General features: G+C 67.7%; 17 protein-coding genes and 1 other RNA gene. 6 read left to right on the plus strand and 12 right to left on the minus strand.

Annotated features, from left to right (window positions below; all coding sequences use genetic code 11):
* Positions 1-157: 157 nt before the first annotated feature.
* From rnpB to EPO51_RS11375, 9 genes are all read right to left on the minus strand, one after another.
* Positions 158-552, minus strand: an RNA gene (rnpB, locus tag EPO51_RS11335) — RNase P RNA component class A.
* 34 nt (positions 553-586) lie between these two features.
* A complete protein-coding gene (locus EPO51_RS11340; protein ID WP_293350267.1) occupies positions 587-1,306 on the minus strand; it encodes an N-acetylmuramoyl-L-alanine amidase in 720 nt (239 codons plus the stop codon).
* Positions 1,303-2,196, minus strand: a complete 894-nt coding sequence (locus EPO51_RS11345; RefSeq protein ID WP_293350270.1) for a DMT family transporter — start codon at positions 2,194-2,196, stop codon at positions 1,303-1,305. The genes EPO51_RS11340 and EPO51_RS11345 overlap by 4 nt, the downstream gene beginning before the upstream one ends.
* Positions 2,197-2,312: 116 nt before the next feature.
* Positions 2,313-2,900, minus strand: coding sequence for a DUF3052 domain-containing protein (locus EPO51_RS11350; RefSeq protein WP_293350273.1), 588 nt, complete (start codon positions 2,898-2,900; stop codon positions 2,313-2,315).
* 18 nt (positions 2,901-2,918) lie between these two features.
* A complete protein-coding gene (locus EPO51_RS11355; protein WP_293350276.1) occupies positions 2,919-4,061 on the minus strand; it encodes an acyl-CoA dehydrogenase family protein in 1,143 nt (380 codons plus the stop codon).
* Positions 4,062-4,141: 80 nt separating this feature from the next.
* The gene (locus EPO51_RS11360) at positions 4,142-5,347 is read right to left on the minus strand and encodes an acyl-CoA dehydrogenase family protein (RefSeq protein ID WP_293350279.1); all 1,206 of its coding nucleotides are present in this window, start codon (positions 5,345-5,347) and stop codon (positions 4,142-4,144) included.
* Positions 5,348-5,550: 203 nt separating this feature from the next.
* Positions 5,551-6,477: a TonB family protein gene (locus EPO51_RS11365; RefSeq protein ID WP_293350282.1), complete on the minus strand. Its 927-nt coding sequence runs from the start codon at positions 6,475-6,477 to the stop codon at positions 5,551-5,553.
* Positions 6,478-6,612: 135 nt separating this feature from the next.
* Positions 6,613-6,975 (minus strand): TonB family protein, encoded by a 363-nt coding sequence (locus tag EPO51_RS11370; protein WP_293350285.1) that lies wholly within the window; start codon positions 6,973-6,975, stop codon positions 6,613-6,615.
* A 42-nt stretch (positions 6,976-7,017) separates the two neighbouring features.
* Positions 7,018-7,413: a TonB family protein gene (locus EPO51_RS11375; protein WP_293350288.1), complete on the minus strand. Its 396-nt coding sequence runs from the start codon at positions 7,411-7,413 to the stop codon at positions 7,018-7,020.
* A 118-nt stretch (positions 7,414-7,531) separates the two neighbouring features.
* Between EPO51_RS11375 and EPO51_RS11380 the strand changes: the two genes are divergently transcribed.
* Complete coding sequence (locus EPO51_RS11380; protein ID WP_293350291.1) at positions 7,532-8,263, plus strand: endonuclease/exonuclease/phosphatase family protein; 732 nt, start codon at positions 7,532-7,534, stop codon at positions 8,261-8,263.
* Here EPO51_RS11380 and EPO51_RS11385 read toward each other — a convergent pair.
* Both EPO51_RS11385 and EPO51_RS11390 read right to left on the minus strand, forming a co-directional pair.
* On the minus strand, positions 8,260-9,714 hold the full coding sequence (locus EPO51_RS11385; protein ID WP_293350294.1) for a phospholipase D-like domain-containing protein: 1,455 nt from the start codon (positions 9,712-9,714) through the stop codon (positions 8,260-8,262). The two genes, EPO51_RS11380 and EPO51_RS11385, sit on opposite strands and share 4 nt — an antisense overlap.
* A gap of 196 nt (positions 9,715-9,910) precedes the next feature.
* Positions 9,911-10,246, minus strand: coding sequence for a hypothetical protein (locus EPO51_RS11390; protein ID WP_293350297.1), 336 nt, complete (start codon positions 10,244-10,246; stop codon positions 9,911-9,913).
* 171 nt (positions 10,247-10,417) lie between these two features.
* Here EPO51_RS11390 and EPO51_RS11395 point away from each other — a divergent pair, with 171 nt between their 5' ends.
* The 3 genes from EPO51_RS11395 (at position 10,418) to EPO51_RS11405 (ending at position 11,701) form a co-directional block, all read left to right on the plus strand.
* Positions 10,418-10,843 carry a PaaI family thioesterase gene (locus EPO51_RS11395; protein WP_293350300.1) on the plus strand — a complete coding sequence of 142 codons (426 nt, stop codon included), beginning with the start codon at positions 10,418-10,420 and terminating at the stop codon, positions 10,841-10,843.
* The gene (locus EPO51_RS11400; protein WP_293350303.1) at positions 10,843-11,067 is read left to right on the plus strand and encodes a DUF1289 domain-containing protein; all 225 of its coding nucleotides are present in this window, start codon (positions 10,843-10,845) and stop codon (positions 11,065-11,067) included. Before EPO51_RS11395 ends, EPO51_RS11400 begins: the two co-directional genes overlap by 1 nt.
* Positions 11,068-11,179: 112 nt before the next feature.
* On the plus strand, positions 11,180-11,701 hold the full coding sequence (locus EPO51_RS11405; RefSeq protein WP_293350307.1) for a TIGR02281 family clan AA aspartic protease: 522 nt from the start codon (positions 11,180-11,182) through the stop codon (positions 11,699-11,701).
* Here EPO51_RS11405 and dusA read toward each other — a convergent pair.
* Entirely contained in the window at positions 11,645-12,655 is a 1,011-nt protein-coding gene (gene dusA, locus EPO51_RS11410) for a tRNA dihydrouridine(20/20a) synthase DusA (protein ID WP_293350310.1), read from the minus strand. The genes EPO51_RS11405 and dusA overlap by 57 nt on opposite strands.
* Positions 12,656-12,779: 124 nt before the next feature.
* Between dusA and EPO51_RS11415 the strand changes: the two genes are divergently transcribed.
* Both EPO51_RS11415 and EPO51_RS11420 read left to right on the plus strand, forming a co-directional pair.
* On the plus strand, positions 12,780-13,841 hold the full coding sequence (locus EPO51_RS11415; RefSeq protein WP_293350313.1) for a site-specific integrase: 1,062 nt from the start codon (positions 12,780-12,782) through the stop codon (positions 13,839-13,841).
* Between the two features lie 52 nt (positions 13,842-13,893).
* Positions 13,894-14,292 (plus strand): type II toxin-antitoxin system RelE/ParE family toxin, encoded by a 399-nt coding sequence (locus EPO51_RS11420; protein ID WP_293350316.1) that lies wholly within the window; start codon positions 13,894-13,896, stop codon positions 14,290-14,292.
* Positions 14,293-14,317 lie beyond the last annotated feature (25 nt).

Genomic DNA, 14,317 nt, shown 5'->3' on the forward strand with positions numbered 1-14,317 from the left:
ATGGGTTTCAATGACACTCACTGACTATTTGGGCCAAAACGAAGGTGTCGCGTGGTCGCAGGGCGAGCTTCGGCAAGTTTTCCACAGAACATACTTGGAACGAATAGTTAACGGCAGCGCTTGGAGCGCGCTCCGCCAGCGATATGGTGAGGGTTGGAAGATCAGACGGCCTGTAAGCCGGGTTCTGTGCCGCCCCTTGCGGGACGCGGCGGTCATTCCTCTGGACCGACCCTCGCGGGCCGGTTCTCGCGACCTACCCGGAGCCCTCAGGCCGGCGACGGCCCTACCGGATTGCTCCGGCGCGGGATCCCTATTCGGTCTTGCTCCTGGCGGGGCTTGCCATGCGATCCCTGTTACCAGCGACCCGGTGCGCTCTTACCGCACCCTTTCACCCTTACCCGCGCCGTCGTCCCGAAGGGCGAAGGCGGGCGGTCTGCTCTCTGTGGCGCTATCCCTAGGGTTACCCCCGGCGGGCGTTACCCGCCGCCATGTCGTCGTGGAGCCCGGACTTTCCTCGACCCCCGAAGGGGCCGCGACCGCCCGGCCGTCTGATCCGCGCGGAACGTGGTCGTCGCGCGGCCTCAGGTCAAGTCGCCAGCCGCAACAGGGCGATCAGCCGTGCGCGGGTCTCGCCGTCCGCGATCCCGTCCACCCCCTCCGGCCGCCAGTGGCGCTGGAAGGCCCGGACCACCGCGGTGGTGTCGGCGTCGAACCGCCCGGACGGCGGCAGGTCGTAGCCAAGGCGGGTGAGGCCCGCCTGCAGGGCGAACACCGCCGCCCCTTCCTCGCCCTCGCCGATCGGATCGCCCGGCGCGGCGGGCCACTCGGCCCAGAGCCCGTGGCCCGCCTCGGCCAGCCGCTTCCAGGGGAACAGTTCGCCCGGATCGTCCTTGCGGGCCGGGGCCACGTCGGAGTGGCCGACGATGTCGCGGTCCTCGATCATCCAGCGGGTGCGGATGTCCGCGGTGAGCGCGATCACCGACGCGACCTGCGCCTCCGGGAACGGCCGATAGCCGAATTCATGGCCGGGATTGACGATCTCGATGCCGATGGAGTCCCCATTCACGTTGCGCCGCCCGCGCCAGAATGAGACCCCCGCGTGCCAGGCCCGCCGCTCCTCGGGCACCAGGCGGAAGATGCGGCCGTCCTCCTCCACCACATAGTGCGACGACACCCGCGCCTCCGGGTCGCGCAGCCGGGCGATGGCCTCCTCGCCGGTCTTCATGCCGGTGTAGTGCAGCACCAGGATGCTGGGCGTGGCGGTCCGGGCGTCGAAATTGGGCGACGGCGCTTCGATCATGTTCATTCGGGGCGGTTCCGCATCGCGAGCAGCATGGACATCACCTGGTTCGCCCTCAGCGCAATGATCAGCACCCCGGCCAGCGCCAGGACGCTGCCGATGGCCAGACGCGGGCCGAACGGCTCGTCCAGCACCGCGACGCCGAGCCCGATTGTGGCCAGGGGCGTGACCAGGATCAACGCCGAGATCAGGTTGGCCTCGTAGCGCTGCAAGAGGGTGACGTAGACGGTGTGCGCGCCCACCGACACCACCACGGCCGAGAAGACCAGTGCGGCCCAGAACGGCAGGCCGGCCGCGAAGGCCTTGTCCACCTGCCCCGGCTCCAGCCGCGCCGACAGCAGCGCCATCGGCAGGACCGACACCAGCCCCACCCAGGCCTGGAAGGTGATAGGGCGCATCCCCTCGATCTGCTTGGTCAGCACGACGCCGATGCCCGACATCAACGTGGCGCCGGCCACCAGCAGCAGGCCGGTCGAAAGCGCGAAGCCCTCGGGGTTCCACATCACCGTAAGGACGCCCGCGAAGGTGAGCGCGATGCCCAATCCGCGACGCCAGCGGATCCGCTCGCCCAGGAAGATCACCGAGAGGATCAGGGTGATGGGCATGCCGAGTTGAAGCACCACCGCCGCGGTCGAGGCGGTCGAGTACTTCAGGCCCACGAACATCAGGCCGAAGTTGCCGCCGCCCATCAGGAAGGCCGTCAGCATCAGCCGCCAGATCGGCCGGGGCGCAGGCCGCAGGAAAGGGATCAGCATCGCGGCCACGATGGCGAAGCGCGCGGCCGCATAGAACAGCGGCGGCACGTCGAGGTCGGTCACCACGTACTTCGAGATGATGTTATTGACCGCCCAGACCACGCACATGGCCATGAGCAGGCCAAAGTCGCGGAGGGCCATCCCGGGGAGCTAAGCCACGCCGCCCTCCGCAGCAACCTACGCCTTGATGTCGCGGCGGTTCATGATGGGGTCTCCCGTGTCTCCGGGAGATGACCGCAAGCCGGGAGGCCGGTCGGTTAGGCGGGAGGTAGCGCCTTTGCGCGCGTAAACCGCAGCGCGGTGAGCGTCGGCGAGAAGCCCACGACCTTGCTGTCCACGAGTCCCGCGGCCTTGGCGGCGGCCATGACATCGACGTCTCTGACGGTGGCGGCCTTGCCCTTCTTCGAGACGATCCACATCGCGCCGGCCTCGGCCAGCGCCGGGATCAGGCCTTCGACCTTGGCCAGCTCCTCTGCGCCGTCGGCGGCGTAGAACAGCAGGTCCAGGTCCTTGAGCTCGGTCACCGGCACAGCCCCGCGTCCGGCCAGCTCGGCGGTGAAGGTCGCGTCGGCGACGCCGATCACCGCGGCTCTCATCCCGGGCTTCACGCCGATCTTGTCGAGGCGTCCCTTCGGATTGAGGATCGCCTCGGCCCAGTTCGCCGCCCGCGTCTCGCCCAGGGTGAACCGCGCCCCGTCGGCCAGCACCAGGTCGCCGCCCTCGGCCCGCACGCCCTTCAGCGCCTCACCCTCGAACACGCGGCGCTGGGCGCCCCGGAACACCAGCTTCGGCGCTTCGTACTGCAGGCGGCCGTGGTCCGCGCCATCGGCGAAGACGGCGCTCACCTCGGCTTCCTTGCCCAACTAGGCGGCCTTGCCCAGGCTCAGGAACTCGTAGCGGGCGAGGTGGTGGTCGACCGAGCCGAAGGCGCTTTCGATCATGGTGGCGCGCTTGAAGTAGTGGCCGATGGCCATCTCGTCGGTCATGCCCATGCCGCCGTGCAGCTGGATGGCGTTCTGGCCCACGAACTTGCAGGCCTTGCCGATCTGCACCTTGGCGGCGCTGACGGCCTTGGCGCGCTCGGCGTCGTCGCCGACCTTGATGTTGGCCATGTAGGTCATCGAGACGGCCTGCTCGACGTTGATGAACATGTCCACCATCCGGTGCTGCAGCACCTGGAACGAGCTGATCGGCTGGCCGAACTGCTTGCGCTGCTTGGTGTATTCGAGGGTGCCCTCGTGCAGCTTGCGCAGCACGCCACAGGCCTCGGCGCAGGTGGCGGCGATGGCCTCGTCGACCACCTTCTCCACCAGCGGCAGGCCCTGGTCCGCCGGGCCCACCAGGGCGTCGGCGCCCAGGGACACGTTCTCGAAGTAGACCTCGGAGGCGCGGAAGCCGTCGACCGTGGGATAGTCGCGGGTGGTGACGCCCTTGGCGTTCTTCTCGACGATGAACACCGAGATACCCTGCGCATCGCGCTCGCCGCCGCTGGTGCGGGCGGTGACGATGAAGTGGGTGGCGAACGGCGCGCCGATCACCACGGCCTTCTGGCCATTGAGCGTCCAGCCGGCGCCGTCCTTCTTGGCCGTCGTGGTGACGGCGGCCAGGTTGTAGCGGCTCTGCGGCTCCGCCTGGGCGAAGGCGAAGATCACCTTGCCCTCGATGATCCCGCCGATCAGATCGGCCGCCGCGGCGTGCCCCGAGTGCTTGAGGAAGCCGCCGCCGATCACCACGGTCCCGAGGTAGGGTTCGACGACCAGCGCCTTACCGAACTCTTCCATGACGATCATGTTCTCGATCGGGCCGCCGCCCAGGCCGCCCAGCTCCTCCGAGAACGGCGCGCCCAGGATGCCCAGCTCCTCGGCGAAGGCCTTCCAGACGTCCGGCCGCCAGCCGGGCTCCTTGGACACCGCGGCCCGGCGCTTGTCGAAGTCGTAGTGGTCGCCGAGGTAGGCCGCGACCGTGTCGCGCAGCATCGACTGTTCTTCGGTGAAGCTGAAATCCATCGGCGGGCTTCCTCAAACGTTTGTTCGTCTACCGCATAGCGCGGCAGTTGGGGGCTGTCAGCTAGGCTTTCGGAGCGGGATCAGAGCCCCAGCACCATCTTGGCGATGATGTTGCGCTGGATCTCATTGGACCCGCCGTAGATCGAGGTCTTCCGGCCGTTGAACATTTCGCCGGCCAGGCCCTTGGCGTAGTCCGGCCCGACCCCGGCGTTCGAGCCCGACAGGTCGCGCAGGAACGGCGCGCCGTAGTGGCCCACAGCCTCCAGCGCCAGCTCCTGCAGGCGCTGCTGGATCTCGGTGCCCTTGATCTTGAGGATCGAGCTTTCCGGGCCGGGGCCCTTGCCGCTCGACTCGCCGGCCAGCGTCCGCAGTTCGGTGAATTCCAGCGCGGTCAGGTCGATCTCCAGCTCCGCCACCTTGCGGCGGAAGAAGGCGTCGGTCAGCAGCGCCGAGCCGGTGTCGCTCCGCTCGGTGCCCGCGATGGTCCGCAGCTTCTCCAGGTTGCGCTTCGAGCGCGCCACGCCGGCGATGCCCGAGCGTTCGTGGGCCAGCAGCGCCTTGGCGCAGGTCCAGCCCTGGTTCTCGTGGAAGATCCGGTTCTCGACCGGCACCTTCACATTGTCGAGGAACACGTCGTTCACCTCGTGCCCGCCTTCGAGCGTGATGATCGGCCGGACCTCGATGCCGGGGGTCTTCATGTCGATCAGCAGGAACGAGATGCCCGACTGCGGCTTCGAGTTCGGATCCGTCCGCACCAGGAAGAAGCCCCAGTCGGCGTACTGGCCCAGCGTCGTCCACGTCTTCTGGCCGTTGACGATGTAGTATTCCTTGCCGTCGTCGGCGGTGATCCGCTCGGCCTTGCACTTCAGGCTGGCCAGGTCCGAGCCGGCGCCCGGCTCCGAGTAGCCCTGGCACCACCAGACCTCGCCGTTGTAGATGCCGGGCAGGAACCGCTTCTTCTGTTCGTCGGTGCCGAAGGTGTAGAGCACCGGGGCCAGCATCGACATGCCGAAGGGCAGGATCGGCAGGCAGTCCGCGCGCGCGGTCTCTTCCGACCAGATGTACTTCTGGGTGGGGGTCCAGCCCGTGCCGCCCAGCTCCTTCGGCCAGCCCGGCGCGACCCAGCCCTTCTTCGCCAGCACCTTGTGCCAGAGCAGGTACTCGTCCTTGGTCAGCGGCCGGTGCTCGTCCTGCGCCTTACGCAGTTCGGGCGGGTAGTTTTCCTTGATGAAGGCCCGGACCTCGTCGCGGAACGCGTTCTCTTCAGGCGTGAAGTCGAGGTTCATGGGCCATCTCCCTGGCGCGCCGCTTATCGGCGATCAGTTTGCCCGACCCTATACGCGCCGCCCCGTCAGGAGAAAAGATGACGCTAACGTCAACGTAAGTGGAACCGGCCGCTGGGTGACCACCGCCCCTTTTCCAAGCTGCCCGTCATCGTCGGACTGGTCTCGGGGATCCCTAGTCTCCCCGTAGCGGATGCAGCGGGACCCTAATTCGTCTGAGGCCGCGCGGAGGACAATCGCACCGGCACGCGTATCCGCCGCCCCTGGACCTTAAGGCCGTAGGAGTCGACCTCGTCCAGTTCAAACTTGGGCATGAGGGTTAAGGCGGCCCCACCGAACCCGAGGCCAGCAGGATCTTCCTCGTGAGTCTTGCAGTCGGCGAGCTTTCCGCGCGCCTCGACCTTGCAGTCGATGACCGCGTTCCCCGCCAGGCCCTTGGCGCGCGCCATCTCCGGATAAGCGCGGAAGATCTCGGTCGGCGTAGGCCGCTCTCTCCAACGCGGCTGGGTGATGAATTCAGGCGGGGCAAATGCGCCAGACGCGTCGGTGAAGACTAACGGCAAGACGATGCGACCTTGCTGCCGTCGAGTGGGAAGCGTTGGAAGGGTGACCTGACCCGCCACCTTCAAGGCGACTTCGCTGGCCTTCGGCGACCCGCCGCGCGCGAAGCAGTTATCCAGTTTCTGGCCTTGGAAGCGACAATCGAGTTCGATGATCTCGCTCACGACCTCCGCATGACGCGCCCGAACAGGGGCGCTCCGGAGGTTGGCGGGCATGAGGAAGCGGATAGGGATCCGAACCGTGCCGCCGGCCACCGCCTGTCCGTCCCGAGTTTCGGGCCGCATCCGGAAGACCTCGGACATCGCCAGTGCTGCCTCGCCGAACCCTGCCCCTTCGGGCCAGGCGGTCGCGGCCGAGCATCCGACAAGGCGGCCCTCGGCGCTGACTGTGCAACTTAGGACCGCCCGGCCCGCTAGGTCCGCCTCGAGCGCCGCCTTCGGATAGTAACGCGAGATGTCCTCGGCCGTCGGAACTCGCTGCCAGTCGGGATTGGTAATCACCCCTGGCGCGGCGGGCGTAGGCGGCGGCGCAGAAGCGGCCTGCAGCAAGGCTGCAAGTAGAACTGAAAGCATGAATCCCCCCATCTTCGTGGCAAAGCTTAGGGTTGAAGGCCGCCGCCGCGCTACCGCGTTCTACCGGTCCCTGATCGACACCACCGAGGACATGACCGGAACGCGGATGGTGCGGCCCGCGCCGCCTCTCGCCCGTCAGTGGATCAGCAGCGCCTTCCTGGGATCGGGATCGAACCGAACCGCAATCAGGACCCAAGGGTCCTCACCGGCCTTCGGCGCATGGAAGCGCATCTTGGATCTCAGGGACATCAGCGCCTTGCCGAAGCCGTAGCCGGCGGGCGCCTCGGAATGGACGCTGCAATGGGCCGGCGCGCCGATGTCGTTGATCTTGCACTTCAGCGTCGCCTGCCCGGCCGTGCGCGTCTTCGACGCCTGACTGGGGTAGGCGAGCGCGCGCTCATAGGCGCTCGGCACGCGCTTCCATCGGGCTTCGGCCACCTCCCCAGGGAGGGACGCCGTGGCGGCCTGCAGCAACAGGGAAGCGGCGATCAGATCCATCAGGTACGCATACCGGCCGGCGTAACGGCCGCCAAATGCCGCCTACCGGTCCCCGGTCGAGACGATGGAGAACATGATCGGGATGCGGATGGTGCGGCCCGCGGTGGCGCTGCCGTCGGGCGCCGTGCCGGACATCTTGAACAGCGGCGCCAGCTCCAGGGCCGCCATGCCGAACTCCAGGCCCACCGGGTCCTCGATCTGTACGTTACAGGCCTCCAGCCCACCTTGCGTCGCGACGCGACATTCCAACAGTACGGCGCCGCTCTTGCCGGCCTGGACCGCGGTGGGGGGATAGACGTTGGCGATGTCCTGGCCGTTGGGGGTGGCGACCCAGCGCACTTCGGTCAGGGCAGTGGTGGCCAGGGCGGGGGCCGGAGCCGCCTGGATCGCGGAGGCGGAGGAGAGGGCCGCGGCGGCCAGTGCGATCAGGTGGAGCATTTCGGTCCCTACGCTTTGGTTACCTAAGCGTTAAAGCAAGACCTGCGCCAGCAGCCAAGCCGCATCGCTTCGCCGGCCTTGCCTTCGCCCCAAGAGCCCGCCAAACGTCACCGCGCCCATGCCCCGCATCGTCACCTACAATGTCCATCGCTGCGTCGGGAACGACCGGCGCCTCGACGTGGGCCGCGTGGCCGCGGTGCTGGCCGAGCTGAACCCCGACATCGTGGCGCTGCAGGAGCTGGACGTCGGGCGCCGGCGCACCGGCCACGCCGACCAGGCCCACGAGATCGCACGGCGTCTCGAGATGACGCATCATTTCCACGCGGCGCTGCAGGTCGAGGAGGAACGCTACGGCGACGCCATCCTCACGCGCTATCCCGAGCGCCTGGTGAAGGTGGGTCCGCTGCCCGGCCATCCGCGCATGCCCCGCCTGGAGCCGCGCGGGGCGCTGTGGGTCGAGGTGGAGATCGACGGCCGGCCGGTCCAGATCATCAACACCCACCTGGGCCTGGTGCCGCGCGAGCAGCAGATCCAGGCCGCCCACCTGGCCGGCTCCGCCTGGCTGGGGCACGCCGACTGCGCCTGGCCCGCGATCCTGCTGGGCGACTTCAACGCCACCGCCAGCTCGATCGTCTACCGCACGCTTACCTCGCGGCTGGAGCCCGCACGGCGGCTGGCGCGGCGAAAGCAGCCCACATCGACGTTCCCGTCGCCCCTGCCCGTGCTGCGGATCGACCACCTGTTCGTGAGCCCGGGGATCGAGGTTCACGAGGTCTCCGCCCCCTTCGACCCGCTGACCCGCGTGGCCTCCGACCACCTGCCGCTGGTGATGGACTTCGACCTGGCCTAACGCTCGGCCAGCGCGCGGGCCTGCTGGAACAGCCGTTCGCGGCGGCGGCCGAGGCGCCAGGCGTCGGCCACGTCGGCGGGATCGCCCAGGTGGTAGGCGGCGATGAACTCCTCCAGCGCGGTGCGCCGCGACAGGTCGATCGGGTTCAGCCGGCCGCTGTCGCGGTTCAACGCGTCGATCGCCGGGATCAGGCCGCCCCGGTCGGCGCTGGCCTTGGCGACCGCGTCCCCGGTCGCGCCGATGAAATGGCCGACCAGCCGGTCGCGGAAGGCGGCGATGTTGCGGCGCGCGTCCTCGTCCTCCGCCTCCACCGCCAGCTCGATCTCGGTGTCGAAGCCGAAGGACCGGTTATTGATGTTGGCCGAGCCCACCCGGACAATCCGATCGTCGAAGACGCTGGTCTTGGAGTGGACGATGATGTTGGTCCCCGCCCGCGTGACGGGGTGGAAGGCGCGGAAGCGGCCGTAGACGTCGGCGGCGCGTAGCCGCCACACCATCGCGCCGCGCGCGTGGTCCATGGTCAGCTGGTCGAACCAGCTGGGCGAGGCGCCCGTGGTCACCAGCACGATCTCGGGCCCCCCGGGGTCGCCCAGCCGCCGGGCCAGCGCCTCGGTGATCACCGGCGAGGTGAAGTATTGGTTCTCCAGGTAGATCGTGCGCTCGGCGCTGGCGATGCAGGCGAGCGTCAGGTCGCGGATCTCGTGGATGGTGGGCCGCCTGCGCCAGCCCGGGTGGGTGCGGGCGATGGAGACGTGGGTGTGGATCAGGTGCGGCGGCACGTGGTCCGGCCAGGGGTCGCCGCCGGCGTCGGGCGCGGGCGACATCGGCTCGTCCCGGGTCGCGTTGCCCCAGCGGGCGCGGAAGTGCTCGGCCAGGGCGGCCGCCGCATCGCCGTCGACCATCATCATAACCTCGTGCCGCGGCGCGTGGCACTCCTGGTCCGGCATGATCCGCCGCTGGTCCTCGTCCAGGTGGCCGGGCGTGTCCCACCGGTCGACGGAGATATCACCGCCGCCGCAGAACGCCAGCCGGTCGTCGATCACCACCACCTTCTGGTGATGGCAGGCGCCCAGCGGCACCTGGTCGTCCAGGTGAAACTTGACCCGCGAGCCCTGGAACCACTTGCGCGCCTTGTGCGGGAAGAATTCTTGGCTGGCGGCGATGGGCAGGGCCGACTTCCAGATCAGCAGGCGGATATCCAGCTCAGGCCGCTCGGCGGCGAGACGCAGCAGGACGTGGCCCACCTCGTCGAGGTCGTCCGGGCCGTCGTAGCCGTCCGGGAACAGGCGCGCGCGCGGATCGAAGCCCCAGCCCAGGATGAGGATCGAGCGGCGGGCCTTCATCATGGCCTCGTAGAGCGCCGTGAAATAGGCCTCGGTGTCGACCAGGAATGCGACGCGGTCGGCCTTCTCGGTCCGCCAGCAGGTCTCGCCGGGGGTCAGCACACTCATCGACGCCCTCGCCTCGGCCACCCAGGTCAAACCCTATGGCCCAGCTCGGGTTCCGGGCATAGCGCCGAGACGCGCCGGCGGCGCTACAAAAAGAAGGGCCACGCCAGCTTTCGCTGGCGTGGCCCTCTCAAAGAAAGAAAGGCGCGCCAGCTTTCGCTGGCGCGCCCGGCGGAATGCCGAGAGTTGGGCTTGGGATCTACTGCTTGGCGACGCTGGTGGCCGTGCCGAGATAGGCTTGGCAGGCGGTCGTGAGTTCGGTCGTCAGGCGTTCCTTGCGGTCGGCGCTCTTGGCTTCCCGGCGGGCGCGCTGGAACTCTTCGTCGCCGCGGTTGACGATGTAGGAAGCACGCGCGCCGCGCTCGGCCTTGATGAAGTTGGCGAGCGCGGCGGGATCGACCACGCCGTCGATGCTTGTGGCCAGGCCCTTGCAGCGGTTGGCCTTCAGATAGTCGACGTCACTGACCTTGTCGGAAGCCGAGGCGGCGCCCGCGGCGAAGGTGGCGGCGACAAGCGCGATGACTGCAAACTTCATGAGAATTTCTCCCTCAGAACCTGCAACAATGCTGCCCGTCAGGGTCGGTCAACTCAAATGAACAAGCCGCAATGTTCAATGTTCGAGGATTAATATTCAGTCATGATACGCGGTTGTTACACTGAAGATAAACGACTTGTAATAAATCGGTCACCTGCGTCACAAACATCCATGGCCAGGCTGGAACCGAAACTGGACGCCGAAGGCGTCAACGCGCTGCTCCGACGCGCCTTCCCGGGCATGAACCAAGCCGCCACGACCCTGGTGACCGAGGTGGGACCCGGCCGCGCGCACCTGGTCGCGCCGTACCGCGAGGGCCTCCTGCGGCCCGGCGGCGTCATCTCCGGCCCGACCCTGATGTCCCTGGCCGACAGCGCGGCCTACGCCCTTGTGCTGGCCCATATCGGCGACCAACTCATGGCCGTGACCTCCCAACTCAACATCAGCTTCCTGCGCGGCGCCCAGCCGGGCGACATCCACGCCGAGGCCGAGATGCTGCGGCTGGGCCGCCGCCTGGCGGTCTGCGATGTGCGGATCTGGACCGAGAGCCCGGAGCGCTTGGCGGCCCAGGCCAACGTCACCTACGCTATCCCGTGATGACGGTTTCTCCGGAAAGAGCCGGGCCCCCCGCCCCGATCAAGACGCCCTGCATCAAGGTCTGCGTCGTCGATGGCGAGAGCGGCCTTTGCCTGGGCTGCTACCGCAAGCTCAACGAGGTGGCCGGCTGGGCCCGCATGACCGACGAGGAACGCGACCGCGTCCTGGCCGAACTGCCCGACCGCCGCAGCCTGATCCGACCCGAAAAGCTTGCGATGTTCTGACGCGGGGATTCACGAACGTGAAACCCTGCCCGTTCACCGCTTCAAAACCCAACCAGAGGTAGCTTCGCACCCACAAGACAGGCCGGAACGGCCGCTTCCCTAGGTGATCGAGGTGTCTTCCTTCGGCAAATTCGCCATGGTGGCTGGCGTATCGGCGCTCCTGAGCGCCTGCGCCGTCACCGCGATCAGCCCTCAGCCGCTGCGGATCGCGCGGCTGGAGGCCGAGGGCTTCGCGTCCGGTCCGCCGAAGCCCGGCTCCGGCGCGGTCGCCAAGGCCGCCGACGGGCATTTCTGGGCCGACGCCCAGGTGAACGGCCGGCAAGGCCCCAGCCAGAACGTCCGCTTCCTCGTGGACACCGGCGCCACCGCCGTGGCCCTGACCCCGGAAGACGCCGAGAAGCTCGGCATCAAGCCCTCCGACCTGAAGTACGGCCACAACGTCACCACCGCTGGCGGCCAGGCCCGCGCGGCCGCGGTCACCCTGGCCTCGATCTCGATCAACGGGGCCCGCCTCGAGAACGTCCAGGCGCTGGTCGTCTCCGACGGCCTCGACGTCTCGCTGCTGGGGATGAGCTACCTAGGCCGCCTCACCCGCTTCGAGGCCACCCGCGACACGCTGCGCTTCGAGCCCTGAGACAGCGGCCAGGGCCCGGTCGATCACCTCCAGGCCGGCCCCCGCCTTCACGCCCTCGACAGTGAGGATGCGCCGCCAGGCCCGCGCACCCGGCATCCCGTGGAACAGGCCCAGCATGTGCCGGGTCATCGCCGCCAGGTGCGTGCCCCGCGCCAGCTCAGAGGCGACATAGTCCTTGTAGGCCTCGACCGCGGCGCAGGGATCGACGGAAGCGCCCTTCCCGAAGATGCGCGCGTCCGCCTCGGCAAGGATCGCCGGCGTGTGATAGGCCGCCCGGCCTAGCATGACGCCATCCACGTGCTTCAGGTGTTCCTGGGCCTCGTCCAACGAGCCGATGCCGCCGTTGATGACCACGGTCAGGTCCGGCCTCTCCCGCTTCAGCCGCCAGACCAGGGGATAGTTCAGCGGCGGGACGTCGCGGTTCTCCTTCGGCGACAGGCCCTTGAGCAGCGCCTTGCGCGCATGGACCACGAACAGCGTCACGCCCGCCTGGGCGCTGAGCTCCACCAGCCGGAACAGGCTCTCCTCGGGGTCCTGGTCGTCGACGCCGATCCGGCACTTCACCGTCACCGGGATCTTCACCGCCGCGGCCATGGCCGCCATGCACTCCGCCACCAGCTCCGGCTCGCGCATCAGGCAGGCCCCGAACCGGCCCGACTGCACCCGGTCCGACGGGCAGCCCACGTTGAGGTTGACCTCGTCGTAGCCCTCGGCCTCGCCGATCCGCGCCGCTTCCGCCAGGTCCGCCGGATCCGACCCGCCGAGCTGCAGCGCCACCGGATGCTCCTGCGGATTGAAGCCCAGCAGCCGCGCACGGTCGCCATGCAGGATCGCCCCGGTGGTCAGCATCTCGGTGTAGAGCAGACTCTCGTGCGTCAGCGTCCGATGCAGGACCCGGCAGTGCCGATCCGTCCAGTCCATCATAGGTGCTATACTAAGTAAATGATGTTGCATTTTCAATGTTTTATACTTATATCTCAATGCGCTGGACGAACGCCTTGGCTCGCCATTTTACGACGTTCCACGATGCGTTTCGCCGGCTTTCGATCCTCTACCGCACCCATCTTGCACGCGAAAAATGGCTTCCATACGCAAGCAAAAGTCCGGCCACTGGCGGGTCTGGGTCCGCCGCAAGGGCAGGTCTCTGACCGAGACGTTCGTCAATCGCGGCGACGCCAAGGCCTGGGGCCTCGAGACCGAAAGACAAATCGACCGCGGCGGTTCGCCTATGCCCTCCCGCGTGTCTCGGATCACCAAGTTCAAAGAGCTCATCGATCTGCACATTGCCGACATGAACGAGGTCGGCAAGCCGCCCGGCCGTTCGAAGGCGGCGACCCTGGACATGCTCAGGCGCGAATTGGGTCAGAAGAGCATCGTCGATCTGGATCGCAGTGAGCTTCTGAAGTTCGGGCGCGACCGCGCCGCGCAGGGGGCCGGACCGGTCACCCTGTCCATGGACATCGGCGCGATCAAGCTGGTGGTCTCACATGCGGCGGCGGTCCACGGGCTCGATGTCAGTGTCGAGCCGATCAATCTCGCCCGCATCGCGCTGAAGCGCCTGGGCCTGATCGGCAAGAGCAACGAGCGCGACCGGCGGCCGACTGACGAGGAGCTGGAGAAGCTCTTTCTGCACTTCGACAAGAACGAGCGGTACACGATCCCCATGTCGCGGGTGATCCGGTTCGCGATCGCCACGGCCATGCGGCAGGAGGAGATCTTCCGGGTCACCTGGAGCGACTACAATCCGCGCACCAAGATGCTCCTGATCCGCGATCGAAAGGACCCGCGCTCGAAGAAAGGCAACGATCAGCGCATCCCCCTCCTGTCTGTGTCCGGTTACGACGCCGCGGCGATGATCGAAGAGCAGCGGTCGATCCGCGCCAACGAGGACGACCGGATCTTCCCGCACCACCACAAATCCGCCGGCACCGCCTTCACACGGGCCTGCACGATGGCCGGCATCCACGACCTGCACTTCCACGACCTTCGGCATGAGGGGACCAGCCGGCTCTTCGAGGCCGGGTTCGCAATCCAGCAGGTCGCTCTCGTCACCGGGCACAAGGACTGGAAGATGCTTCGGCGCTACACGCACCTGAAGCCCGAATCCCTGCACGCGATCGCCGCGGGGTTGGATCGATGAGCGGATTGCGAAATGTGGCCCTTAGCGCTACACTTCTCAAGTCTGGCTCAAAATGAGCGTCTATAAGACAAAGGTCTTCGCGCGCTTTGCGCGAAAGGCGGAGTTGGACGACGAGGTCCTGCTGGGCGCCGCTGCAGAGGTGGTCGCCGGGCGGTACGAGGCCGACCTCGGCGGCGGTGTGTTCAAGAAGCGCGTCGCCCGGCCTGGCGCTGGAAAATCAGGAGGGTTCCGAACGCTCCTGGCCTTCCGGCACGGGAGTGACTGCTTCTTCGTGGTCGGGTTCGCGAAGAATGAGAAGGCCAACCTGAGCCCGAAGGACTTGGCGGCGGTCCACGACTACGCGGCCATGGTGTTCGCATACGATGCGAAGGCGCTCTCTGCAGCCGTCGCGGCGGGTGGATTGATAGAGTTGGAAGGCGATGGCGAAGGCAGCGAGAAGGTCGGGATCTAAGGTCCTCGCGGCGGTCCATGAATCG

It is taken from the genome of Phenylobacterium sp. (genome assembly GCF_004297125.1).
Taxonomy (GTDB): Bacteria; Pseudomonadota; Alphaproteobacteria; order Caulobacterales; family Caulobacteraceae; genus Phenylobacterium.